20 protein-coding genes are annotated in these 24,199 nt (G+C 75.4%); 9 read left to right on the forward strand and 11 right to left on the reverse strand.

The window, feature by feature from the left end; translation table 11 throughout:
• Both ybeY and ACP7CD_RS05790 read right to left on the reverse strand, forming a co-directional pair.
• Nucleotides 1-507, reverse strand: coding sequence for an rRNA maturation RNase YbeY (gene ybeY / locus ACP7CD_RS05785; protein ID WP_109222625.1), 507 nt, complete (start codon nt 505-507; stop codon nt 1-3).
• Nucleotides 507-1,592: a PhoH family protein gene (locus ACP7CD_RS05790; protein ID WP_426119387.1), complete on the reverse strand. Its 1,086-nt coding sequence runs from the start codon at nt 1,590-1,592 to the stop codon at nt 507-509. Before ACP7CD_RS05790 ends, ybeY begins: the two co-directional genes overlap by 1 nt.
• A 289-nt stretch (nt 1,593-1,881) precedes the next feature.
• Between ACP7CD_RS05790 and ACP7CD_RS05795 the strand changes: the two genes are divergently transcribed.
• Nucleotides 1,882-2,808, forward strand: coding sequence for a GerMN domain-containing protein (locus ACP7CD_RS05795; RefSeq protein ID WP_186374882.1), 927 nt, complete (start codon nt 1,882-1,884; stop codon nt 2,806-2,808).
• Between the two features lie 19 nt (nt 2,809-2,827).
• Here ACP7CD_RS05795 and ACP7CD_RS05800 read toward each other — a convergent pair whose 3' ends face one another.
• The 3 genes from ACP7CD_RS05800 to hrcA form a co-directional block, all read right to left on the reverse strand.
• The gene (locus ACP7CD_RS05800; protein WP_017833976.1) at nt 2,828-3,604 is read right to left on the reverse strand and encodes a 16S rRNA (uracil(1498)-N(3))-methyltransferase; all 777 of its coding nucleotides are present in this window, start codon (nt 3,602-3,604) and stop codon (nt 2,828-2,830) included.
• Complete coding sequence (gene dnaJ / locus ACP7CD_RS05805; RefSeq protein ID WP_144836116.1) at nt 3,601-4,752, reverse strand: molecular chaperone DnaJ; 1,152 nt, start codon at nt 4,750-4,752, stop codon at nt 3,601-3,603. Before dnaJ ends, ACP7CD_RS05800 begins: the two co-directional genes overlap by 4 nt.
• A gap of 72 nt (nt 4,753-4,824) precedes the next feature.
• Nucleotides 4,825-5,832, reverse strand: a complete 1,008-nt coding sequence (hrcA, locus tag ACP7CD_RS05810) for a heat-inducible transcriptional repressor HrcA (protein ID WP_368828159.1) — start codon at nt 5,830-5,832, stop codon at nt 4,825-4,827.
• A gap of 174 nt (nt 5,833-6,006) precedes the next feature.
• Between hrcA and ACP7CD_RS05815 the strand changes: the two genes are divergently transcribed.
• Nucleotides 6,007-6,870, forward strand: a complete 864-nt coding sequence (locus ACP7CD_RS05815; RefSeq protein ID WP_109222631.1) for a DUF3097 domain-containing protein — start codon at nt 6,007-6,009, stop codon at nt 6,868-6,870.
• Nucleotides 6,871-7,025: 155 nt separating this feature from the next.
• On the forward strand, nt 7,026-7,490 hold the full coding sequence (locus ACP7CD_RS05820; protein ID WP_109244398.1) for a DUF4870 domain-containing protein: 465 nt from the start codon (nt 7,026-7,028) through the stop codon (nt 7,488-7,490).
• Nucleotides 7,491-7,584: 94 nt separating this feature from the next.
• On the opposite strand, the gene hemW is transcribed toward ACP7CD_RS05820, so the two are convergent.
• Together hemW and lepA are read right to left on the reverse strand one after the other, a co-directional pair.
• Entirely contained in the window at nt 7,585-8,829 is a 1,245-nt protein-coding gene (gene hemW / locus ACP7CD_RS05825; protein ID WP_144836118.1) for a radical SAM family heme chaperone HemW, read from the reverse strand.
• Nucleotides 8,829-10,685: a translation elongation factor 4 gene (gene lepA / locus ACP7CD_RS05830; RefSeq protein WP_017833970.1), complete on the reverse strand. Its 1,857-nt coding sequence runs from the start codon at nt 10,683-10,685 to the stop codon at nt 8,829-8,831. Before lepA ends, hemW begins: the two co-directional genes overlap by 1 nt.
• Before the next feature lie 169 nt (nt 10,686-10,854).
• Here lepA and ACP7CD_RS05835 point away from each other — a divergent pair, with 169 nt between their 5' ends.
• Together ACP7CD_RS05835 and rpsT are read left to right on the forward strand one after the other, a co-directional pair.
• Entirely contained in the window at nt 10,855-11,430 is a 576-nt protein-coding gene (locus ACP7CD_RS05835) for a type II toxin-antitoxin system PemK/MazF family toxin (RefSeq protein WP_109222634.1), read from the forward strand.
• Nucleotides 11,431-11,630: 200 nt separating this feature from the next.
• On the forward strand, nt 11,631-11,891 hold the full coding sequence (gene rpsT, locus ACP7CD_RS05840) for a 30S ribosomal protein S20 (protein ID WP_017833968.1): 261 nt from the start codon (nt 11,631-11,633) through the stop codon (nt 11,889-11,891).
• A 115-nt stretch (nt 11,892-12,006) separates the two neighbouring features.
• Here the strand turns inward: rpsT and holA are convergent, their stop codons facing one another.
• Nucleotides 12,007-13,008 carry a DNA polymerase III subunit delta gene (gene holA, locus ACP7CD_RS05845; protein ID WP_017833967.1) on the reverse strand — a complete coding sequence of 334 codons (1,002 nt, stop codon included), beginning with the start codon at nt 13,006-13,008 and terminating at the stop codon, nt 12,007-12,009.
• Nucleotides 13,009-13,130: 122 nt separating this feature from the next.
• Between holA and ACP7CD_RS05850 the strand changes: the two genes are divergently transcribed.
• Nucleotides 13,131-13,916: a potassium channel family protein gene (locus ACP7CD_RS05850; protein ID WP_095651073.1), complete on the forward strand. Its 786-nt coding sequence runs from the start codon at nt 13,131-13,133 to the stop codon at nt 13,914-13,916.
• Here ACP7CD_RS05850 and ACP7CD_RS05855 read toward each other — a convergent pair.
• The 3 genes from ACP7CD_RS05855 to leuS all read right to left on the reverse strand — a co-directional run bounded on the left by ACP7CD_RS05855 (nt 13,913) and on the right by leuS (nt 20,309).
• Nucleotides 13,913-16,495 carry a ComEC/Rec2 family competence protein gene (locus ACP7CD_RS05855; protein ID WP_426119393.1) on the reverse strand — a complete coding sequence of 861 codons (2,583 nt, stop codon included), beginning with the start codon at nt 16,493-16,495 and terminating at the stop codon, nt 13,913-13,915. The two genes, ACP7CD_RS05850 and ACP7CD_RS05855, sit on opposite strands and share 4 nt — an antisense overlap.
• Nucleotides 16,492-17,415: a ComEA family DNA-binding protein gene (locus tag ACP7CD_RS05860; RefSeq protein ID WP_220183422.1), complete on the reverse strand. Its 924-nt coding sequence runs from the start codon at nt 17,413-17,415 to the stop codon at nt 16,492-16,494. The genes ACP7CD_RS05855 and ACP7CD_RS05860 overlap by 4 nt, the downstream gene beginning before the upstream one ends.
• A gap of 401 nt (nt 17,416-17,816) precedes the next feature.
• Nucleotides 17,817-20,309, reverse strand: coding sequence for a leucine--tRNA ligase (gene leuS, locus ACP7CD_RS05865; RefSeq protein WP_095650971.1), 2,493 nt, complete (start codon nt 20,307-20,309; stop codon nt 17,817-17,819).
• A 221-nt stretch (nt 20,310-20,530) separates the two neighbouring features.
• Between leuS and ACP7CD_RS05870 the strand changes: the two genes are divergently transcribed.
• The 3 genes from ACP7CD_RS05870 to ACP7CD_RS05880 all read left to right on the forward strand — a co-directional run bounded on the left by ACP7CD_RS05870 (nt 20,531) and on the right by ACP7CD_RS05880 (nt 23,768).
• Nucleotides 20,531-21,688, forward strand: coding sequence for an alpha/beta fold hydrolase (locus tag ACP7CD_RS05870; RefSeq protein ID WP_115162680.1), 1,158 nt, complete (start codon nt 20,531-20,533; stop codon nt 21,686-21,688).
• Nucleotides 21,685-22,806: a glycosyltransferase family 4 protein gene (locus ACP7CD_RS05875; RefSeq protein WP_109269161.1), complete on the forward strand. Its 1,122-nt coding sequence runs from the start codon at nt 21,685-21,687 to the stop codon at nt 22,804-22,806. The genes ACP7CD_RS05870 and ACP7CD_RS05875 overlap by 4 nt, the downstream gene beginning before the upstream one ends.
• Nucleotides 22,807-22,871: 65 nt before the next feature.
• Nucleotides 22,872-23,768 (forward strand): LysR family transcriptional regulator, encoded by an 897-nt coding sequence (locus ACP7CD_RS05880; RefSeq protein WP_426119397.1) that lies wholly within the window; start codon nt 22,872-22,874, stop codon nt 23,766-23,768.
• Nucleotides 23,769-24,199: the final 431 nt, after the last annotated feature.

A 24,199-nucleotide genomic window follows, 5' to 3' on the forward strand; every position in this document is an offset into this window, starting at 1 on the left:
CTACTCCATGGTCTCGACCGGCGCGGGCCGGCCGAGGAAGTCGGTGAGCAGGTCCCGCTGGAGGGCGAACATGATCTGCCGCTCCTCGGGCTCGGCGTGGTCGTGCCCCAGCAGGTGCAGGATCCCGTGGGTGGTGAGCAGGCACAGCTCGTCCGCGACGGAGTGACCGCCGGCCTCGGCCTGCCGGCGGGCGACCGGGGGGCACAGCACGATGTCGCCCAGGGTGCCCTCCGCGGGCTCCTCCGGGGTCCCCGGGCGCATCTCGTCCATGGGGAAGGAGAGCACGTCCGTGGGGCCGGGCAGGTCCATCCACTCGACGTGCAGGCGGGCCATCTCGTCCTCGTCGACCACCGCGATGGACAGCTCCGCGTCGGGGTGGACGTGCAGGCGCTCCAGGACGTGGTCCGCGAGCCGGCCCAGCAGCTCGACGTCGACCGCCTCCCAGGCCGCGCGGTCCCCGGCGGGGACGTCCTGCGGGTCGACCTGCAGGTCGAACTCGACGGCCATCAGGCCTCCGCCCCGTCCGCGTCCGGGGCCGCCGGCGCGGCGTCGCGGGCGGCACGGGCGTCGTCCTTGCGCCGGCGCCGTTCGTTGCGGTGCCGGTTGGTCGTGTCGAAGGCGTCGTAGGCGCTGACGATCCGGCCCACCAGCTCGTGGCGCACCACGTCCTCCGCGGTCATCTCCGTGAACGCGACGTCCGGGACGCCGCTGAGCACGTGCTGGACCTGGCGCAGCCCCGAGGACGCGCTGCCCGGCAGGTCCACCTGGGTGACGTCCCCGGTGACGACCATCTTGGAGCCGAAGCCGAGCCGGGTGAGGAACATCTTCATCTGCTCGGGCGTGGTGTTCTGCGCCTCGTCGAGGATGATGAACGCGTCGTTGAGGGTGCGGCCGCGCATGTAGGCGAGGGGGGCGACCTCGATGGTGCCCGCCTCCAGGAGGCGGGGGATCGAGTCCGGGTCCATCATGTCGTGCAGCGCGTCGTAGAGCGGGCGCAGGTACGGGTCGATCTTCTCGCTGAGCGTCCCGGGCAGGAAGCCCAGCCGCTCCCCCGCCTCCACGGCGGGGCGCGTGAGGATGATCCGGGAGACCTCCTTGGCCTGCAGCGCCTGGACGGCCTTCGCCATGGCCAGGTAGGTCTTGCCGGTGCCGGCGGGACCGATGCCGAAGACCACGGTGTGCTCGTCGATGGCGTCCACGTAGGTCTTCTGGTGCAGCGTCTTGGGGCGGATCTTGCGGCCGCGGCTGGAGAGGATGTTCTGCGTCAGGGCGCCGCTGGGGCGGGCGGTGAGGTCCCTGCCGATCAGCTCGAGCAGCTGGGTGATGACCTGCGGGGTGACCGCGGTCTCGCGGCCGGCCAGGACCTTCAGCTCGTCGAAGAGGGTGGCGACGATCCGCACGGGCCCGCTGGGGCCCTCGATGCCGAGCTCGAGACCGCGCGGGCTGGTCGTGAGGCCGGGGAACGCCGTCTCCACCTGGCGCAGGGTGTCGTCCCCGGAGCCGAGGCACCGGACCATCGTCTCGCGGTCGGGGAAGGTGATGACGGTGCGGGCCGTCAGGGGGTGCGTGGTGCCGGGCAGCGTCTCAGTCATGGGTCCGGCCGCGCGGGCCGTGCTCTCGCTCTCTCGTGGGTCGCCGTGGTAGGGACGGCGGACGGGACTCGTCCTCTCCCCAGGGTACCGCGCGGCTCCGGCACCGGAGGTCGCCGGCCGCACATTGCGATTTGGTATCGGTCACGCCCGCCGGGGCTCCTCGGCTGGGGGCGTCCACGGGCCCTGTGCTGGAATGGTCCGGTCCTCCGGCAGGGGGACGGGTGCGGCCTCCCCCGGTGCCGGCACCGCCCCCCACCCGATCCCGGAAAGCCGAGGTGCGCGTCCCCCCATGGCCACTGCCCGTTCCCGGCCCCGGTCCGCCCGCGGCCGGCTCCCCGTGCTCGCCCTGTCCGCCGCGGGCGTCCTGGTCCTCGGCGCGTGCGGCACCGGCCCGGAGACCGCCCTCGAGGGAACGGTCAGCGCGTCGGGCGCCGCGCCGGCCGCGTCCACCACGGCGAGCACCGCGGACGGCCGGGTGGCCACCACGAAGCTGCCCGTCTACTGGGTGGGCCGTGCGGACGGCGAGGAGCGGCTGTTCCGCGAGTTCCGGGACGCCTCCGAGGCGGCCGCGGCCGTGGACCCCATCGCGGCGGCGGCGGCGCTGATGACCGGGGCGACCCCGGAGGACCCGGACTACCGGACGCTGTGGTCCCCGGTGGACCGGGTGGGCGCCTCGACGTCCCCGGGCGGGACCATCACCGTGGACCTGCCGTCCGAGGCCTTCCGCCCGGACCTGGACGACCGCGAGGTCCGGCTGGCCCTCCAGCAGCTCGCGCACACCGTGACCGCCACGGCGGCCACGGCGGGTCTGCTGCCGGAGGGCTCCGCGGCCGAGGTCGTGGTGCTCGTGGACGGCCGGCCCGACGAGGAGGTCTTCGGCTCCGTGCGCCTCGACGGCCCCCTCCGCCCCGACGAGGCGCTGGAGGCCCCGCTGTGGCTCGACGAGCCCCGGCAGGACGAACGGTCCGAGGGGACCCTCACCCTCTCGGGACGGGCGCTGGACGAGGTGCGGGACTGCCGGTGGACCGTGGCCGGACCGGACGGGGAGCGCGTCTCGAGCGGCGCGGCGGACGAGGTCCCGCGGGGCGACGGGACCGCCGGGTTCCGGGCCGAGCTCGAGCTGGAGCCGGGCCCCTACGTGGTGACGGTCGTCGGCCGGGACGCCGAGGGCGGGACCGTGCGCGACGACAAGGACGTGGAGGTCGTCCCCGGCTGAACCGGCCGCCCGGGACTCATCAGGTCCCGGACGCCCAGCGGCCGAGCGCGGCGCTGAGCACCGCCAGCGCGGCCGGTCCCGCCGTGGAGCTGCGCAGCACCTCCGGGCCGAGCCGGACCGCGAGGGCCCCCACCCCGGCCAGGACCTCGCGCTCCGCCGGCGCGACGCCCCCCTCGGGCCCCACCACCAGGACGATCCGCTCGGCCCCCGCCCACGGGGCGCCGGCGGCGCCGGCCAGGTCGGCGAGGGAGTCGTGCGCCTCCTCGTGCAGGACGAGGCCGCGGGTCCCCGGCTCCCCGAGCAGGCGGGCGAGCTCGCGGGTGGTGGACAGGGGCAGCACCTCGGGCCAGGCGGCCCGCCGCGACTGCTTGGCGGCCGCCGCGACGGTGTGCACCCACTTCTCGTGGCTCTTGGCGGCGCGCTCCTTCTTCCACCGCACGATCGAGCGGTCGGCCTGCCAGGGCACCACGGCGTCGACGCCCAGCTCGGTGGCCGTCTCCACGGCCAGCAGGTCCCGGTCGCCCTTCGCGAGGGCCTGGGCGAGGACCAGCCGGGGCGTGCGGGCGGGCTCGGTGGTCACCGAGACCACGCCGACCTCCATGCTGTCCCGGTCCCCCGCGCGCAGCTCCCCGGTGGCCCGGGTCCCCGCGCCGTCGACGAGCTCGAGCCGCTCACCGGGCGCGAGCCGGCGCACGGTGACGGCGTGCCGGGCCTCCGGGCCGGTGACAGTGAGCGCCGCCCCGGGGCCGAGACCGGCGAGCCGGCCCGGCTCGACCTTGAAGACCGGCAGGCTCACAGGTCGGAGAACCGGTCCTTGAGCCGGGAGAAGAAGCCGCCGGAGCCGGCCGGGGAGTTCAGGGTGGTGCCGGTGGACTGGTCCTCGCCGCGCAGCCGGGACAGCTGCTCGAGCAGCTCGCGCTGCTCGTCGTCGAGCGCCGTGGGGGTCTCGACCTCGAGGTGGACGAACAGCTCGCCCCGGCCGCCGCCGCGCAGCCGGGTGGCCCCGAGCTCGTGCAGGGTGACGGTGTGGCCGGTCTGCGTGCCGGGGGCGACGGGCACCTCGCGCTCGCCGTCGAAGGTCTCGAGGGTCACGGTGGTGCCGAGGGCCGCGGAGGTCATGGGCACCCGGACGCGGGCGTGCAGGTCGTCGCCCTGGCGCTCGAACGTGGGGTCGGGATCGACCTTGAGCTCGACGTAGAGGTCGCCGTTCGGCCCGCCGGCTGTGCCGGCCTCGCCCTGCCCCGAGAGGCGGATCCGGTTGCCGGTCGAGACGCCGGCGGGGATCTTGACGGTCAGCGGGCGGCGGTCGCGCACGCGGCCCTCGCCGTAGCACTCGTGGCACGGGTGCTTGATGACGGTGCCGAAGCCCTGGCAGGTGGAGCACGGCGCCGCCGTGACCACGGTGCCGAGGATCGACTGGACCTGGCGCTGCACCTGGCCGGATCCGTGGCAGACGTCGCAGGTCTCGGGCTGGGTGCCCGCCTGGCAGCAGGTGCCGTCGCAGGTGGGGCAGACCACGGCGGTGTCCACGGTGATCTTCTTCTCCGTGCCGAAGACCGCGTCCCGGAGGGTGACCCGGACGTTGATCAGGGCGTCCTGGCCCTGGCGGGTGCGGGACGCGGGTCCGCGCCGGCCGGAGCCGGCGCCGCCGGCGCCCTGGAAGAAGGTGTCGAAGATGTCGGCGAAGCCGAACCCCGTGCCGGGGAAGCCCCCGCCGAAGCCGGTGTCGGTGCCGTTCTCGTTGCCGGTCGCGTCGTAGACGCGCCGCTTCTCGGGGTCGGAGAGGACGTCGTTGGCGTGGGAGAGGCGCTTGAAGTCCTCGGCGGCCTCCGGGCCGGGGTTGACGTCGGGGTGCAGCCGGCGGGCCTTCTTGCGGTAGGCCTTCTTGATCTCTTCCTGGCTGGCGTCCCGGGACACGCCCAGGGTCTCGTAGTGATCGCTCACCGTGGTCCGTTCTGTCGAGAGGTCTGTGGTGGGTTTCGCTGGTGGGCCCCGGGGGACGGGGCCCGCGGGGGCTCAGCCCCCGAGGATACGGGAGAGGTAGCGGGCGACGGCGCGCACGGCGGCCATCGTGGACGGGTAGTCCATGCGCATGGGGCCCACGACCCCCACCTTGGACTGCGGCCCGTAGCCGGTGGCGACGACGGCGGCCTCGGACAGGGGGCCCTCGGCGTTCTCCGTGCCGATCCGCACGGCCACCCCGCGGGCGTCCTGCTCCATCTCGGAGAGCAGCCGGAGCATCACCACCTGCTCCTCGAGGGCCTCGAGGACCGGGCCGATGCTCAGGTGGAAGTCCCCGGTGGAGCGGGCGAGGTTGGCGGTGCCGGCCATGACCATGCGGTGCTCGGCCCCGCCCGCCGCGAGGGCGCCGACGGCCTCCGCCACGGCGGCGGCGGCCGGCTGCAGCGGCGGGGCCGTGCTCGCGGTCATCACGGCGAGGGCGTCCGGCACCGCGGTCAGGCAGCGCCCGACCGCGGCGGCCAGCACCCGGGCGCGCAGCTCGAGCAGCTGGGACTCCTCGAGCGGCGCCCGCAGCACGGCGACGCGCTGCGCCACCCGGCCGTTGGTCGGGATGAGCACCACCAGCACCCGGCCGGCGCCGAGGTCCACGACCTCGACGTGGCGCACGGTGACCCCGGAGGCGTGCGGGTACTGCACGACCGCGACCTGCTGGGTGAGCTGCGCGAGCAGCCGCACGGTGCGCTCCATGACGTCGTCGATGTCCGCGGCGTCGTCCAGCAGCCGCTGGATGGCCCGCCGTTCCGGACCCGAGAGCGGCTTGACGGCCGCGATCTGGTCGACGAACGTGCGGTAGCCCTTGTCCGTGGGGATCCGGCCCGAACTCGTGTGGGGGGCCGTGATCAGGCCCTCCTCCTCGAGCGCGGCCATGTCGTTGCGCACGGTGGCCGAGGAGACGCCGAGCCGGTGCCGGTCCACGAGGGCCTTGGAGCCGACCGGCTCGCGGAAGTGCACGTAGTCCTCCACGATGGCCTGCAGGATCTGCAGTCGTCTCGGATGGTTCACGTCGCTCCTCCCCGGTTCGTCCACGCCCCCGAAGATGCCCTGGCACTCGGGTGGCCACAGTGCCAACGGCGTCCAGTGTAGCCCCCGTGTCCGACGGCCGGTCGCCCCCGCGGTTTGGTACGCTTCCGGCTGATCCGCGCCGGACGCGCGGCACCGCGACCCGGGAGGACGACCATGAGCCACCACGGCTGGGGGCCGCGCAGCCTCGACGACGACGCCCTCGCCCGCCGCCGGCCGGTCTCCGCGGAGGTCCCGGTCGCCCCGGGGATGATCCTGGAGGACGTCGCGACCGGCTGGGTCGGCGCGGTCGTGTCCCTGGAGACCATCGGTGGGATGCGCGTGCTGGGACTCGAGGACCGGAGGGGGCGGGTCAAGGCGTTCCCCCTGGGACCGGGGTTCCTGCTCGAGGGCGAGCCCGTGGTCGTCGTCGAGCCCCGCCGGGCCCCCGCGGCGCGCAAGCCCTCCCGCACACGCTCGGGCTCCGTGGCCGTCGAAGGGCTGCGCGCTAGCACCGCCAAGGCCTCCCGGGTGTGGGTCGAGGGCTACCACGACGCCGAACTGGTGGCCAAGGTGTGGGGCCACGACCTGGCGGTCGAGGGCATCGTCGTGGAGCCGCTGCACGGCATCGACGACCTGCCCGCCGCCGTGCGGGAGTTCGGGCCGGGCCCCGGGCGGCGGCTCGGCATCCTCGTCGACCACCTCGTGGCCGGCTCCAAGGAGTCGAGGATCGCCGCGGAGACCATGCGCCTGCCCGGCGCAGCGGGCAACGTCCTGGTGCTGGGCCACCCGTACGTCGACATCTGGCAGGCGGTCAGGCCGCGCACCCTCGGCATCGACGCCTGGCCCGTGGTCCCGCGGGGCACGGACTGGAAGACCGGCACCGCCGCCGCCCTCGGGTGGCCGCACCGCACCCCCGGCGACCTCGGCCGGGCCTGGCAGCACATCCTGTCCCGCGTGGACAGCTACGCCGACCTCGAGCCGTCCCTGCTGGGCCGGGTCGAGGAGCTCATCGACTTCCTCACCGCCCCCGGGGCCTGACCCGGCGCCCCGCGTGCACGGGCAACGCCCAGCAGATCGTCACAAAGGCACACGTGCGCGGGGCCGATCCTCCGCCCTCCGGGCCGGTCGGTAGGATGGTCGTGTCCCACCCACCGTCCGCGGCCCCGCCGCGGTCCCACCGCCGAAGGACATCCGTGCCCGTGCAGACCGACCCCCGACCGAGCCGCGACGACGCCGGGGCCCCGTTCGAGGGCCTCTCCCCCGTGGCCCAGCCGCTGACCGTCACCGAGGACCACCAGTGGGCGACCCTGGCGCACTTCGGCGGCGTCATCGGCTTCCTCCCCTCGTTCCTCGTCCACCGCGTCTTCCGCGGGCGCGGCCCGTTCACGGAGCAGGAGTCGATGGAGGCCATGAACTTCACCCTGCTGCCGACCCTCGTGGTGGTCACCGGGATCCTGTTCGCCCCGGTGCCGTTCATCGGCTGGTTCTTCGCGCTCGCCGCCGCCGCCGCGTGGCTGCTGCTCGCCGTCGGCTCCCTGATCGGCGGGGTCCGGGTCAACCGCGGCGAACCGCACCTCTACCGCTTCAACACCCGGCTCTACGACCGGCTCGTCGAGCGCCTCCGCGAGCGGTCCCGGGGGCGCGCCGCGCGCGGCTGATCCCGGTCCGCGCCGGGGACGTCCCTGACGGACGCATCCGTTCCCGACGGGTGCGTCCGTTCCTCGTGCGGGCGCCCCGGCCGGGGTGCCCCCGTCAGGCGAGCAGCCGCCGCACCACGGCGTCGCCGAGGAGCCGGCCCCGCAGGGTCAGCACCAGCGAGCCGCGCAGCGCCGCCGCGGGCTCCACCAGCCCGTCGGCGATCAGCCCGGCCACCGCGGTCCGCCCGCCGCCGGCCAGGGCGGTCGTGGGCAGGCCGTCGCGGATCCTGGCCTCCAGCATCACCCGCTCGAGGTGGCGGGTGTCCGCGTCGAGGATCTCGCGCCCGGCCGCCGGCGACTGCCCGGCGCGCACCCGGTTCGTGTAGGGCACGGGGTGCTTGAGGTTCCACCAGCGCGTCCCGCCCACGTGCGAGTGCGCCCCGGGCCCGATCCCCCACCAGTCCTGGTTGCGCCAGTAGGCGAGGTTGTGCCGGCTGCGGTGGGCACCGGCGTCCGCGCCCTCGGCGGGCCGGGCCCAGTTGCTCACCTCGTACCACTCGAAGCCGGCCTCGGCGAGGACCCGGTCCGCGAGCTCGTACTTGTCGGCCTGGTCGTCCTCGTCGATCGGCGGGACCTCCCCGCGCCGCATCCGCGCCGCGAGCTTCGTGCCGTCCTCGATGATCAGCGAGTACGCGGAGACGTGGTCGGGCTCGTAGCCCACCGCCGTGCGCACCGAGTGCTCCCAGTCGGCCAGGGACTCCCCCGGGGTGCCGTAGATGAGGTCCACGCTGACGCCCAGGCCGGCCTCGCGCGCCCACCGCACGGCCCGCGGCACGTTGTCGGGGTCGTGCGTGCGGTCCAGGACGGCGAGCACGTGCGGGACGGCCGACTGCATCCCGAAGGACACCCGGGTCACCCCCGCCGCCGCGAGCACCGCGAGGGACTCGGGCGTCACGGAGTCCGGATTGGCCTCGGTGGTCACCTCCGCGCCCGCCGCGAGCCCGAAGCTCTCCGCGGCCTGCGCCAGGACCGCGGCGAGGTCCTCGGCGGGCAGCAGCGTGGGGGTGCCGCCGCCGAAGAACACGCTGTGCAGCGGGCGGGGGGCCACCCCGGAGTCCTCCAGCACCCGGCGCGCCCAGCGGACCTCCGCCGCGGCGTCCCCGGCGTAGGCGTCCTGGGACACCCCCGCCCCGAGCTCCACGGCCGTGTAGGTGTTGAAGTCGCAGTAGCCGCACCGGACCGCGCAGAACGGCACGTGCACGTAGAGGCTGAGCGTGCGGTCGGCGGAGCCCACCGCGGCGGAGGGCGGCAGCAGTCCGTCGAGCGGGCCCGGCAGGCCCTCCGGCTGGGCGGGGGCCACTACTTCTTCTTGTCCTTCGCCCCGGACTCGTCGGAGGACAGCGCCGCGACGAACGCCTCCTGGGGGACCTCCACCCGGCCGACCATCTTCATCCGCTTCTTGCCCTCCTTCTGCTTCTCGAGCAGCTTGCGCTTGCGCGAGATGTCGCCGCCGTAGCACTTGGAGAGCACGTCCTTGCGGATCGCCCGGATGTTCTCGCGGGCGATCACCCGGGAGCCGATGGCCGCCTGGATGGGCACCTCGAACTGCTGGCGCGGGATGAGCTCGCGCAGCTTGCCGGTCATCATCACCCCGTAGGCGTACGCCTTGTCCCGGTGGGTGATCGCGCTGAAGGCGTCCACCGGCTCGCCCTGCAGGAGGATGTCGACCTTCACGAGGTCCGCGGCCTCCTCGCCCTCGGCCTTCCAGTCCAGGGACGCGTAGCCCTTGGTGCGGGACTTGAGCTGGTCGAAGAAGTCGAAGACGATCTCGGCCAGGGGCAGCCGGTAGCGCAGCTCCACCCGGTCCTCGGAGAGGTAGTCCATGCCCTTGAGCTGACCGCGCTTGGACTGGCACAGCTCCATGATCGCGCCGATGAACTCGGACGGGGCCAGCACCGTCGCGGCCACCATGGGCTCGCGGATCTCGGCGATCTTGCCCTCGGGGAACTCGGAGGGGTTCGTGACCGCGCGCTCGGAGCGGTCCTCGAGGGTGACGTTGTAGCTCACGGAGGGCGCCGTGGAGATCAGGTCCAGGTTGAACTCGCGCTCGAGGCGCTCCCGGACGATCTCGAGGTGGAGCAGGCCCAGGAACCCGCACCGGAAGCCGAAGCCAAGGGCCGCGGAGTTCTCGGGCTCGTAGACCAGGGCGGCGTCGTTGAGCTGGAGCTTGTCCAGGGCGTCGCGCAGGACCGGGTAGTCGGAGCCGTCGATGGGGAACAGCCCCGAGAAGACCATCGGCTTGGGGTCCTCGTAGCCGCCCAGGTTCTCGGCCGCCGGCCGCTGGTGGTTGGTCACGGTGTCCCCCACCCGGGACTGGCGCACGTCCTTGACCCCGGTGATGAGGTAGCCCACCTCGCCCACGCCGAGCCCCTCCGTGGGCTTCGGCTCGGGCGAGATGACCCCGATCTCCAGCAGCTCGTGCTGCGCGCCGGTGGACATCATCCGGATCCGCTCCCGCGGGGTCAGCTTGCCGTCGACCACGCGGATGTAGGTGACCACGCCGCGGTAGGTGTCGTAGACGGAGTCGAAGATCATGGCCCGCGAGGGCGCGTCCGCGTCCCCCTGCGGGGCGGGGACCAGCTCCACGATCCGGTCGAGCAGCGCCTCGACGCCCTCACCGGTCTTCCCGGAGACCCGCAGCACGTCCTCGGGGTCCACGCCGATGAGGTTGCCGAGCTCCTGGGCGTACTTCTCCGGCTGGGCCGCGGGCAGGTCGATCTTGTTCAGCACCGGGATGATCGTGAGGTCGTTCTCCATGGCCAGGTACAGGTTCGCCAGGGTCTGCGCCTCGATGCCCTGCGCGGCGTCCACCAGCAGCAGAGCGCCCTCGCAGGCGGCCAGGGAGCGGGAGACCTCGTAGGTGAAGTCCACGTGCCCCGGGGTGTCGATCATGTTCAGCGCGTAGTCCGTGCCCCCCACGTTCCAGGGCATCCGCACCGCCTGGGACTTGATGGTGATGCCGCGCTCGCGCTCGATGTCCATCCGGTCCAGGTACTGGGCCTTCATCTCCCGCGTGGTGACCACGCCGGTGGCCTGCAGCATCCGGTCCGCGAGCGTGGACTTCCCGTGGTCGATGTGGGCGATGATGCAGAAGTTTCGGAGGATCGACGGGTCGGTCGAGGCGGGAACCGGGGCATTGACGGCCAGCGGTGACACGGGCGGTCCTTTCTCCGGGAGAACGTCGCTTCCGGCAGGTCCTGGGGCTACCGGCGGGTGGACCGCGCCGGGGATTCAACTGTCCAGTTTCCCACGTTCGGTCATGGAGAGCCATTTCGGCCCGCGGGGGCCCCGGCCGCGCCGGAGGGCCCCTGGCTAGAGTGGTCGCATGAAGCTCAACCTCGGCACCCTGACCCGGCTCGCCGCCCGCGCCGTGGACGCCTACCAGCGCTCCGGGCGGCGCCGCCCGGAGCCCTCCCGGCCGGGCCGGCGCACCGCCGCGCCGTCCGCGCGGCCCCGGCCCACCGTGCCGTCCCGGGCCGGCGACGGCCGCCCCGCGGGGCTCTCCCGCCCCTACCCCGGGGACTGGACGGGTCCGGTGCGGCCCGTCTACCGGCCGCTGTCCGACGGCGAGGCCGACCCCGGCGAGATCGTGTGGACCTGGGTGCCCTTCGAGGAGGACCACCGCCGCGGCAAGGACCGGCCCGTGCTGGTCGTGGACCGGGCCGGGGACCACCTGCTGTGCCTGATGCTCACCTCCCGGGACCGCAGCAATGGGCTGGCGCAGGACCCGGACTACGTGGACGTCGGGACGGGGCCGTGGGACCCGCGGGGCCGGCCGTCCGAGGTCAAGCTCGACCGCGTGGTCCAGGTGCTGCCCGTCGACGTCCGGCGCGAGGGCGCGGTCCTGCCCGAGCCCCTCTTCGACCGGGTGGCCGGGCGGCTCCACCGCCTGCGCGGCTGAACGGACGGGCCGGGACGGCCCGTGTCGGCGCCGCCCGGCGGCGGGGCGCGGTCTGCTAGACTTTTCTGCTGTGTGTCCGCGCTGGTCGTCGGGCACTGCAGGACGGTCGCCACACGGGCGTCCCCACTCCCACTCAGTCACATGGCTGTCCTGTTTGCCCTCACTGACCGAATTCCGCACCCATCGCCAAGGAGTTATACGTGGCCAACATCAAGTCCCAGAAGAAGCGCAACCTCACCAACGAGAAGTCGCGCCTGCGCAACAACGCGTACAAGTCCGAGCTGAAGACGCTGGTCCGCCGCGTCGACGAGGCCGTCGGCGCCTCCGACAAGGAGACCGCCCAGGACGCCCTGCGCGTCGTCTCCCGCAAGCTCGACAAGGCCGTCAGCAAGGGCGTCCTGCACAAGAACAACGCGGCCAACAAGAAGTCCGGCCTGGCCAAGCTGGTCGCCAAGATCTGATCCCGGTTCCCCGCGAACCGCGCCCGCCGCTCCGGCGGGCCGCACGGAGGCCCCGTCCCGCTCAGGGACGGGGCCTCCGTCGTCCCCCGCGCCCGTCCGGCCCGGGGACCGCCGCTCAGCGGCGGCCGGACAGGGCGATGGTCGTGATCGCCCGCTCCACCGCGTAGGCGGGGTCCCGCCCCTCGCCCTTGACCTGGGCGTCGGCCTCGGCCAGCGCCCGCAGCGCCCGCACGAGGTCCTCCTCGGAGAAGCGCCGGGACTCCTCCTGCGCCCGCTCCACCATCCACGGGGCCGCCCCGATCCGCTGGGCGAGCTGACCCGCGCCGCCGCGGGTCCCGTGCACCTGGGCGATCGTGCGCAGCTTCGCGGCCAGCGCCCCGACCATCGGGACGGGGTCCACCCCGGTGTCGAGGGCCTGTCGCCACAGCTTGAGGGCGCTCTCGGCGCGTCCGGCCAGCGCGGCGTCCGCGACCTTGAACGCGGTGGCCTCCACGCGCCCGCCGTAGTACTTCTCCACGTCGTCGAAGCTGATGCTCTCGGGCCCGTCGGACAGCAGCTGGGCGCACGCGGCGGCCAGCTCGGCCGTGCTGCTGCCCACGGCGGCGGCGAGCGCGCGGGCGGCGTCGGGGTCGATGCGACGCCGGTGGGTGCGGAACTCGGTGACGATGAAGTCGGTCTTGTCGCGGTCGTTCTTGAGGGGCTTGCACTCCACGACGGCGGCGCCGGCGGCCTTGAGGGCGTCGAGGAGCTTCTTGCCGCGGTTGCCGCCGCTGTGCTCCCAGAGCACGACGACGTCCGGGTCGGGGGCCTGGACGTAGGCGAGGCCGTCGGCGAGGCAGTCGTCGTTCATGGCGGCGAGGTTGCTGACGTGGATGAGCTTCGCGTCGTCGAACAGGGAGGGGCTGGCGAGCGCGGCGAGCTGTCCGGGGGCGTAGGCGGCGGCGTCGACGGTGGAGAGCTCGACGGGGCCGCGCCGGTCCTTGAGGGCGGTGCGGACGCGGTCGCGGGCGCGGGCGGCGAGGTAGTCCTCGGGGCCGGTGAGCAGGATGAGCGGGGTGGGCTCGACGTCGCGCCAGGTGGGTCCGGCGGTGGGTGCGGGGCGCCTCGGTGGGGTCATGGCCGCGTCCTCCTGTGGTGGCGGCCGGACGGGGCCGCCTGCTGGGTGGGGTGGTCTCCAGCTTCCCACGTCCGGGGGACATGTGGTGGCGTGGTCCCGGGTGGTGGGGTCATGATCGTGGCATGCGGAGGGGTCGCGGGGAACGGGTGGCCGGGCGGGTGCTGACGGGGGCCGCCGTCGTGTTCCTGGTGGCGTGGGCGTGGCCCATCCTGGATCCGGGGCTGGAGCCGCGGCTCGTGCTGGCGTGCCGGGTGGTGCTGGGCGGGGTGTGGGCGCTGTTCGTCGGGGACTACGTGGTGCGCCTGGTGCGGGCCGGGGACCGGCGGGAGTTCGTCTCCTGCCATCTGCTGGACCTGCTGGTGCTGGTCTTCCCGGTGCTCCGGCAGCTGGAGCTGGTGCGGCTGGTCGCCCTGGTGCTCGTCGTCAACCGGCGGGCCTCGGCGGACCTGCGGGGGCGGGTGGCCGTGCACCTGGCCGGCGGGGCGCTGCTGCTGGGCGTGGTCGGCTCGCTGGCCGTGCTGGACGCCGAGCGGGGCGCTCCCGGGGCGGGCATCACGAGCTTCGGGGACGCCGCCTGGTGGACGGTCACGACCATGAGCACGGTGGGCTACGGGGACCTGTACCCGGTCACCGTGCTGGGCCGGGGTGTGGCGGTGGTCCTGATGCTGGGCGGTGTGGGGGTGCTGGGTCTGGTCACGGCTCTGCTGGCCTCCTGGCTGGTGGAGGCGGTGGCCGCCCGCGGGGGCCGTGACCCGGCCGCGGAGGTCGCGGCGCTGCGGGCGCAGGTGGCGGAGCTGACCGAGCAGGTGCGCCGGCGGGAGGAGCGCGGGCCGGGTCCCCCGGACCGGGGGGCGGGGGGCGAGGACCCGCCGGGGCCCGGGACGGTGGTCCGGGGGCCGGCGGGCTAAGGCTCGGCGGGGACGGCACGGATTCGGCCCCCCTCGCGCAGGATATAGGCGCTGCCGTGCTCGTCCGTGCGCACGAGGGGGATCCCCCGGGTGCGCAGGTGGTCGAGGATCCGGGGGTGGGGGTGGCCGTAGTCGTTGTCCCGGCCGGCGGAGACGACGGCCAGCCGGGGTCCGGCCGCGTCGATGACGGCGGTGCCGCCGTTGCGGGCGCCGTGGTGGGAGACCTTGAGCACGTCGACGTCGACGAGCGGCCCGGCGGTGCGCAGGAGGGCGCGTGCGCCCTCCTCCTCGAGGTCCCCGGTGAGCAGCCAGGAGGTGGACCCGCCGTCCTCGCCGGTGAGCTCGGCGCGCAGCACGAGGGAGGCGTTGTTCTCGTCGGCGGAGGACGGGTCGCTCCAGCGCCCCGGCGCGGTCGGTGCCGGGGCGAGGACGGTCAGGCGCAGTCCGCCCAGCGTCCGGGTCTCCCCCGGGGCCGGCCGGCGGGCCGGGGTGCCGGGCAGCGCGTCGGTCAGCCCGTCCGGCGGTGCCGCGGCCGCCGTGGCGTACCAGACCTGGCCGATCCGCCCGTGCCGGGCGAGGGCGGGCAGGCCTCCGGTGTGGTCGGCGTGGGCGTGGCTGAGGACCACGAGGTCCAGGTGCTCCACCCCGCTGCGCCGCAGGCACCGTGCCAGGGCCTGCGGGTCGGGACCGGTGTCCACGAGGACGGCACGGCCCGGTGCGGTGCGCAGGAGGACGGCGTCCCCCTGGCCCACGTCGCACAGCACGGCCTCCCAGGCCGGCGGCGGACGTCGGGCGTCCACGGCGGCGCGCAGGGCCAGCGCCGCGAGGACGAGCAGCACGGCCGCGGCGGCCGCGATCCGCCGCCGCCGGCGCCGGCGGGACCGCTCCCGCCAGTGCTCCTCCGGGACGGGGACCGGCGCGTCGCCCTCGTGCACGGTCCCGGACGTCGGCCGGGGGCGCCGGCGGCGCACGTCGAGGGCGTGCACGGCGAGCAGGAGCGCCGCGCTCGCCAGGGTCATCAGCAGCACGCCCGGCAGGCCCTGGGGCCACGGGGCCAGTGCCCCGGGGGCCCCGGCCAGCGCCCGGGCGGTGCCGGCGACGAGGCGCGCCCCCAGTGCGCCGGCGCCCAGGGGCAGCACGGCCGCCGCGGCGCCCGCCCCGTCGGGCAGGTTCAGCAGGAGCAGTCCCGCGAGGCCGCAGACGGTCACCACCGGCACCAGCGGGGCGGCGAGGACGTTGGCCGGCAGCGAGTACACGGGCACGGCGGGCTGGAGGAGCACGAGCACGGGGGCACACCACAGCTGGGCGGCCGCGGGGATCGCGACCGCCACGGCGAGCACCTCCGGGACCCGGGTGCCCAGCCACCGGGTCAGGGGCCGCCCGCTCACCACGATCCCCGCGGTGGCCAGCACCGAGAGGACGAAGCCGTACTCGGCGGCGAGCGCCGGCCGGACGACGACGAGGGCGATCACGGCGCCCGCAAGAGTGGCCAGGGAGACGGCGGTGCGCCCCGTGAGGAGGCTGAGGGCGGCGAGTCCGCCCATCACGGCGGCGCGCAGCACGGACGGGTCCGGACCGACGAGGAGCACGAACGCCGCCAGGGCGCCGAGGCCGGCGGCCAGGCAGGTGCGCCGCCCCGCGCCGAGGGACAGCGCGGCGTGCCCGGCCAGGGCCGTGACGAGGGCGCAGTTCGCGCCGGAGACGGCCGTCAGGTGGGTCAGTCCGGTGTCCCGCATGGCCTGGTCGAGCTCCGGGCCGATCCCGGCGCGCTCGCCGAAGGTCATCCCGGGCAGCAGCCCCGCGGCGTCGGGGCCCAGTCCTGCGGTGCCCGCCACGAAGCGCTCCCGGACCTGCTCCCGCCGGCCGGGCTCCCGTGCCGGGAGGACCGCCGGCGGGGCGGCGGCGCGCAGCACCGGGGGTCCGGGGGACGGGGCCCCGGCGGTGAGCACGGCGGTGATCCGCTGCCCCGGGACCAGCCCGGCCCAGGCGGGCCCGTCCGCGAAGACCGTGACGTCGACGTCGGCGGGTCCGCCGCGGCCCTCGTGGGTGACCTGTTCGAGGCGCAGCCCCAGGACCACGCCGGTGCGGTCCTCGTCCTCGTGGCCGGTCCCGGGGGCGGGCGCCGTCCACCGCCGGGGCGGCTCGGCCACCTCCGCCGTGACGGCCACCGTCCCGGCCCCGGCGAGTGCTGCCCCGAGCGGGCCGTGGGCGGTCTCGCGCTGGGCGGCCGTGGTGCTCAGCAGCACGGCCGTGACGGCGAGGGCGCTCAGGGCCACGGCCGACCACGGCAGGGCCCGCCACAGCCCGGGGGCGCGGGGCCGCCCGGACGGGGGCTCCTCCCGCCGGAGGGCGCGGGCCACGACGAGGACCAGGGCGGCGCCGAGCACCAGCGCCGCCGGGTAGAGCGCCCCGGCGGCCGCGACCCGTGCCGGGGGCAGGTGCGCGGCGAGCAGACCGGTGAGCCACGCGCCCAGTGCGGCGGGGACGAGCCGCAGGTCCCAGGTGCGGCCCGGCGCGCGGGCGTCGCGGTGCTCCTGGTGCTCCAGGGCCCCGGCCCACCACTCGGCGGGGCGCCTCACACGCTCACCAGCGGCCCGAGCGACTCCATCAGGGCGGGGCCGATCCCCGGCACGGCGTCGAGGTCGGCGACGGCGGCGAATCCGCCGTGCTGCTGCCGGAACTCCACGATCCGTCCGGCCAGCACGGGCCCGACCCGCGGGAGGGTCTCGAGCTCGGCCGCGGTGGCCGTGTTGAGGTTCAGCGTCCCGCCCGGGGCGGCGCCCTCCGGTGCCCCGGTCCCGGGCGGTGCTCCCGAGACCCCGGGCGGCACCGCCGCTCCCGGCGCCGCTGCGGCTCCGGGCGCCGGAGCTCCGGGAGCAGGGACGGGAGCGGTCTCGGTGTCGGGGACGAGCACCTGCTGGCCGTCCGTGACGGGGGCGGCCAGGTTCACGGACTCCGTCACGGCGGCATCGGTGAGGCCTCCGGCGGCCTCGACCGCGTCGACGACACGGGCCCCGGGCTCGAGGGACACGACGCCGGGGCGGGCCACCTCTCCGGTCACGTGCACGTGCAGCGTCGACCCCGCCGCGGGCGGCTGGGCCGCGGCGGACCCCGGCGGGCCCGTCCCGGGTCCGGTCGCCGCGCCTGTTCCCGCACCGGCCACGGCTCCGTCCCCGGCCCCTCGCCCGGTGTCGCCCCCGCCGTGCCGGCCAGGGTCCTGCCCGGTGTCCTGCCCTTGGTCGCCGCCCAGCTCCGCCTCGGCGAGGACGGGCCGCCCGGCGGTCTCCGGCACGTCCCCGCCGTCCTTCCCGGGCCCCAGCACCGTCCAGCTCAGCCAGGCGAGCGCGGCCAGGGCGATCAGCAGCAGCGAGGCCGGGACCCGGGTCCGGGCGGCGACCGGCCGACGGTGGGCGGGAGCGGCCCCCGGTGCCCCGTCCTGGGGCGACGGCGCCCGGCCGGGACCGGTGGCCTCGCCCCGGGCCTCGGCCAGCAGCGACACCAGCCGTTCGGCGGGCTCCTGAGCACCGGGTGCCGGAGCACCGGGTGCCGGAGCGCCTGGTGCCGGGGCACGGCCGGGCCTGGCCCCGGCAGCCGTCGCGCCGGACGCGGAAGGCGCAGGCGGGACGACGGGCGCGGGCGGGGTGGGGTTCGCTCGCCGTCGGGCGCGCGGCACGGTACCGGTCATGGCCCCAGCCCACCCCGGCCGGCCGGTCCCACGCGCCGAACGGGGCCCCGCTGGGGACGCGCGCGGGCCCGGAGCAGGACTGTGGAGCCCGGACACCGGCCTGAACACCGGCCCGGCCCCCGGTCCGGGCACCGGCCCCCGGGTGCGGGGCGGGGGCTCGGGCCGGGGGCCGGGAGCGGCGGGGCGTCGTCGTGCTCCCGTGCGGGAGCGGCGGCTCAGGCCACGATGTTGACGAGCTTGGGCGCGCGCACGATCACCTTGCGGATCTCGGCGTCACCCAGCTGGCGGCGGATCGTCTCCGAGCCCAGGGCGAGCTCGCGCAGGGCGTCCTCGCCGATGTCGGCGGGCACCTCGAGCCGGTCCCGGACCTTGCCCTTGATCTGCACCACGGCGGTGACGGTGTCGTCCACCAGCAGCTCCGGGTCGACCGCGGGCCAGCCGGCGACGACGACGGAGCCCTCGTGGCCCAGCGCGTGCCACATGTCCTCGGCCGTGTACGGGGCGACCAGCGACAGCAGGACCGCGACCGCCTCGACGGCCTCGCGCACGGCGGGGTCGGCGGGCCCGCAGCCGGAGTCGATGGCCTTGCGGACCACGTTCACCAGCTCCATGGTCTTGGCGATCACCACGTTGAACTTCGCGGCGTCGAGCAGCTGGGCGGCGTCGTCGACGGCCCGGTGGGTGGCCCGGCGCACGGTCAGGTCCCCGTCGGCCGGGTCGGCCCCGGGGTCGCCGGTCACGTCCTGGGCCAGGCGCCAGGCCCGGGCCAGGAACTTCTGGGAGCCCTGCGGGGAGACGTCGGCCCAGTCCACGTCGTCCTCCGGCGGGGAGGCGAAGACCATGGTCAGGCGCACGGCGTCCACGCCGAACCGGTCGAGCTGCTCGCCCAGGTCCACGCCGTTGCCCAGGGACTTGGACATCGCCCGGCCCCCGTTGAGCACCTGGCCCTGGTTCAGCAGCGCCTTGAACGGCTCGGTGAAGTCCACGAGCCCCAGGTCGAAGAGCACCTTGGTGAAGAACCGGGAGTAGAGCAGGTGCAGGATCGCGTGCTCCACGCCGCCCACGTACTGGTCCACGGGCAGCCACTTGCGGGTCTGCTCGAGGTCGAACGCCGCGGTCTCGTCGTTCGGGGAGGCGAAGCGCAGGTAGTACCAGGAGGAGTCCACGAACGTGTCCATGGTGTCGGTGTCGCGCAGGGCGGGGCCGTCGCAGGAGGGGCAGTTCACGTGCACCCAGGACTCGGCCGCCGCGAGAGGGGACCGGCCCTTGGGCGCGAGCTGCTCGCCGCGCAGGTCGTCGGGCAGCCGCACCGGCAGCTGCTCCTCGGGCACCGGCACCTCGCCGCAGGCCCCGCAGTGCACGATCGGGATGGGCGCCCCCCAGAAGCGCTGGCGGGACAGCAGCCAGTCGCGCAGCCGGAAGTTGACCTGGCGGTTGCCCGTCCCGGCGGCCTCGACCAGGCCGATGGCGCGCTCGATGGCCTCGGTCTTCTCCAGCCCGGAGAGCTCGCCCGAGTTGATCAGGGTGCCCTCGCCCGTGGTGGCGGTCCCGGTGACGGCGGGGTCCTCCTCGCCGGTGTCGAGCACCGCGCGCACGGGCAGGTCGAAGGTGCGGGCGAAGTCGAGGTCGCGCTGGTCGTGGGCGGGCACGGCCATGATCGCGCCCGTGCCGTAGTCGGCCAGCACGTAGTCCGCGGCCCACACGGGCAGCTTCTCGCCGTTGAGCGGGTTGACGGCGTGGCGGCCCAGGAACACCCCGGTCTTCTGCCGGTCGGTGGCCTGGCGCTCGATGTCGGACAGCGCCTTGACCTGCTCCCGGTAGGCGGCCAGCTCCGCCGCGTGCTCCGGGGCGACGATCTGCCCGGCCAGCTCGGCGTCCGCGGCGACCACGAAGAACGTGGCGCCGTAGAGCGTGTCGGGGCGGGTCGTGAACACGGTGACCTCGCGGTCCGTGCCGCCCTCGCCGGCGCCCTCGATGGCGAAGCGCACGTGGGCTCCCTCGGAGCGCCCGATCCAGTTGCGCTGCATGGCCAGCACCCGCTCGGGCCAGTGGCCCTCGAGCGCGGCCATGTCGTCGAGCAGCCGGTCGGCGTAGTCGGTGATCTTGAAGTACCACTGGTTCAGGGCCTTCTTCGTCACCGGGGTGTGGCAGCGCTCGCACGCCCCGTTGACGACCTGCTCGTTGGCCAGCACCGTCTGGTCCTTGGGGCACCAGTTGACCGGCGAGTTCTTCCGGTACGCCAGGCCCTTGCGGTGGAACTGCAGGAACAGCCACTGCGTCCACCGGTAGTACTCGGGGTCGGAGGTGTGGATCTCCCGGGACCAGTCCGCGCTGATCGCGTAGCGCTGGAAGGAGGCCTTCTGCGTCTCGATGTTGGCGTAGGTCCACTCCGCCGGGTGGGCGTCGCGCTTGATCGCCGCGTTCTCCGCCGGCAGCCCGAAGGAGTCCCAGCCGATCGGGTGCAGCACGTCGTAGCCGCGCTGACGCCAGTACCGGGCCACCACGTCCCCCATCGCGAAGGCCTCCGCGTGCCCCATGTGCAGGTCGCCCGAGGGGTAGGGGAACATGTCCAGGACGTAGCGGCGCTCCCGCGAGCCGTCGTCGACGGGCGCGTAGACCTGCTGCTCCGCCCAGAACGACGGCCACGCCGCCTCGATGGCACGGAAGTCGTACCCGGTGGTCTCGGTCGTGTGCTGCTGTTCGGTCACGGTCCTCGCCTTCGCGGTCGTGGACCGCCGCCGGCCCCGGAACGGGCGGCGCGCGGTCGCGTGTGCGGCACCCGGGCATCACGGATGCCCGGCGGTGCGCCGACGGTGGTGGAATCCGTCCCATCCTAGCCCAGCGCCGCCCGGCCTCCCGGCCCGCAGGGGCTAGCATCGACAGCGGGCCGGGACGCACCGGGCGCCTGCCGGGCCCGCAGGGAGGAACCATGGCGGCAGCGGCCGGCGCACGGCACGGCGCGGCGGACGGCGGCGGGCCCACCGGCACGGGCCGCGACGCCGACGTTCCGGGCAGCGCGGTGCAGAACCCCTGGGCCGAGCGGCGCAGCATGGTCCTGGACGGGCACAAGGTGCGCTACTGGTTCTACGACGTCGACCGGGCCCCCAAGCCGCTGCTCGTGCTGGTCCACGGCTTCCGCGGCGACCACCACGGCCTGCAGCTGGTCGCCGACCGGCTCCGCGAGCGCTACCACGTGGTCGTCCCCGATCTGCCCGGCTTCGGCCGCTCCGAGCCCTTCCCCGACCGGCCCCACGACATCGCCGGGTACGCGGAGTTCCTGCGCGGCTTCGTGGAGACCCTCACCGACGGCGCGGTGCACGACGGCGCCCCGCACGGGGTCGCCGTGCTGGGCCACTCCTTCGGCTCGGTGGTCGCCGCGCACTTCGCCGCCGCGCACCCGGCGATGGTCGAGCGGCTGGTGCTCGTCAACCCGATCTGCGAGCCCGCGCTGGAGGGCGAGCAGGCGCTGCTGAGCCGCCTGACGGTGGGCTACTACCGGCTGGGCCGGGCTCTGCCCCGGCGGCTGGGCCGGCGGCTGCTCTCCAGCTGGCTCGTCACGGACGCGATGAGCGGGGTGATGACCAAGTCGCAGGACCCCCGGGTGCGCGGCTACGTGCGCCACCAGCACCGCGCCTACTTCTCGTCCTTCGCGGACCGGGACGTGCTGCTGGAGGCCTACGAGGCCTCCGTCTCGCACACCGTCGCGGAGGTCGCGATGCAGCTGAGCATGCCGACCCTGCTGGTCGTGGGCGCCCAGGACGAGCTGGGCTCGCTCGCCGCGCAGCGGACCATGGCCTCCTGGATCCCCCGGCACCGCCTCGAGGTCCTCGACGGCGTGGGCCACCTCATCCACTACGAGGCCCCCGGGCGCACCGCCGAGCTCGTCCACGACTTCCTCTCCTCCCCCGCCCCCGAGCCGGTCCCCGGCCCGCCCCCCGGACCGGACGGCGGGCCGCCCGCGCTGCACGCGCAGGCGCCCCCCGTCGACGCCCCCGCCCCCGACACCGCCCCGTTCACCGGTCTGCAGCGCATCGTGCGCCGCGGGCACCGGGCCCGCCGGGACCAGCAGGCAGGACGCCGCCGGTGAGACTGCTCCTGGACGCCCGCTACACCCGTCTCGACCGCCACGACGGGATCAGCCGCTACGGGGCGAGCCTGGCCGAGGCCGTGGCCGGTCTCGCCGGCGCGACCCCAGGGCTGGACGTGGCCCTGCTCGTCAGCGACCCCCGCCAGCTCGCCCTGCTGCCGGGGCTCCCCCACGTCACCGGGCCCTCCCCCGTGTCGGCCGCCGAGGCCGCCACGGCGCTGGTGCTCAACCGGTACGCGCCCGACGTCGTGTTCTCCCCCATGCAGACCATGGGCTCCGCGGGCCGCCGGCACGGGCTGATCCTCACCCTGCACGACCTCATCTACTACGACCACCCCCAGCCGCCCGGGGACCTGCCCGCCGCCGTGCGCGCGGGCTGGCGGCTCTACCACCGGGCCTGGTGGCCCCAGCGGGTCCTGCTGGACCGCGCCGACGCCGTGGTGACCGTCTCGGACACCACCCGCGAGCTCATCGCCGCCCACCGGCTCACCCGCCGCCCCGTGCACGTGGTGCCCAACGCCCCCCAGCCCGGGTCCGTGCTCCCCACCGGGCAGGCCCTGGCACGGCTGCCCCGGCGCGGCCGGAAGCTGCTCTACATGGGCTCCTTCCTGCCGTACAAGAACGTGGAGACCCTGCTGCGCGCGGCCGGGCGGCTCCCGGACCACGAGCTGCACCTGCTCTCCCGGATCTCCCCGGCCCGCCGCGCCCAGCTGGAGGCCCTCGTCCCGGACGGGGCGCGGGTCGTCTTCCACGACGGGGTGGACGAGACCGAGTACGCCGCCCTGCTCGCCGAAGCGGCCGCCCTGGTGCACGCGTCCCGGGCCGAGGGCTACGGGCTGCCGCTCGTGGAGGCGCTCGCTGCGGGCACGCCCGTCGTGTGCAGCGACCTGCCGATCTTCCGGGAGGTCGCCGGGGGCGCCGCCGGCTACGCCGCGCCCGACGACGACGCCGGGTTCGCCGCCGCCGTGCGCGCCCTCGAGGACCCTGCCCGGGCCCGCGCCCGGGTGCTGGCCGGGCTCGAGCGGGCCCGGGCCTACTCGTGGGATGACTCCGCGCGCGAGCTGCTGGCGGTCGCCCGCGGCGTCCACGAGTCCCGCTCCCGGCACCGCTCCCCCTGACCGGACCGTCCGAACGGAGTCCACGAGCCCCCGCGGGTCCTCCGTCCCGCGGCTACGCTGGACCGGTGGAGACGAGACAGCTGGAGGCCTTCCTCGCGGTGGTGGGGACCGGCACCTTCGCCGGTGCGGCCGACGAACTGGGCACGGTGCAGTCGAGCGTCAGCACCAGGGTCCGGGCCCTGGAGCAGGATCTCGGCGTCCGGCTGTTCGACCGGTCCCGCCGCACCGCCCGGCTGACCACGGCCGGGCTGGTGCTCGCCGAGGAGGCGCCGGCCTGGCTGCACCTCGGACAGGACCTGCGCCAGCACGTGCTCGAGGCCGACGGCGGCCGGCGCGGCTCCTTGCGGATCGGCACGATCAACCCCATCAGCCATCTGGACCTGCCGGGGATGCTGGCCGGGTTCTCCGCCGAGCACCCGCACGTGCAGGTCTCGCTGAGAACCGATCCGGCCGGCTCCGAGGGGCTGCTGACGCGGCTGCGGGCCCACGAGCTGGACCTCGCCGTGGTGTCCCTGCCCGCCCGTGCCGTGGTGCACGACTTGGTCACCGCCCCGCTGGCCTCGGGCGCGCTCGTGCTCATCACGCCCTCCCGGCACCCCCTGGCCGCGGACGCCGCCTCCCCGCCCACCCTGGCCGAGCTGAGCGAGCACCCCTGGATCGACACGGCGGCGGGCCAGGCCGTGCGGCACATCGTCGACAGCGCCTTCTCCGCCGCGGGACTGGTCCGCCGGCGGGCGGTGGAGCTCTCGGACCTGACGGCCGTGCCGGACTTCGTGGCCTCCGGCAGCGGCATCGCCATGGTTCCCCGCTTCGTCGTGACCGGCCGATCGGACGTGCGGATCGTGGACTACACCGGTCCCCGCCTGGAGTGGAGCACGGTCCTGGTCCACCGCCCGGGCCGGATCTCCCAGGTCGCCCAGCGGTTCTGGGACCACAGCCTGCGGCACCCCGCTCCCGCCTGACCCTCCCGGGCCGCCGCGCGGACCCGGGGGCCCGCCGTCGATCCATCGCGGTTGCCGATGATGTCGATCGCCTCTGATCGTTGGACGCGCGGGGACCTCGGCGGGCATCCTGGGGGCACGCCCTATGCCGACCCGGAGGACCTCCCGGGCCCGCTCCCCTCGCCGTGCTCCGGCGCGCCGCCCCGACCGACCCCGGGCGGCCCCGGCGGACGGGAAGCGCCCCGTGGTCTCTGAGCGCACCTCCCGCAGCGACCCGGCACGACGACGGCGCCACGGCCCGCACCGTTGCCGGCCACGGCACCACGCCGGACCGGGCACCCACCGCAGCCGGCGGACCGGCACCCGGGGGCCTGCCACCGCCGCCGCACGAGCACGGCCACCAGCGGCAAGGAGCGCAGCAGGCCGGTCCGCCGTCTCCGAGAGGTCCTCGC

The sequence above is a fragment of the Kocuria sp. LHG3120 genome (genome assembly GCF_049897445.1).
GTDB lineage: Bacteria > Actinomycetota > Actinomycetes > Actinomycetales > Micrococcaceae > Kocuria > Kocuria rosea.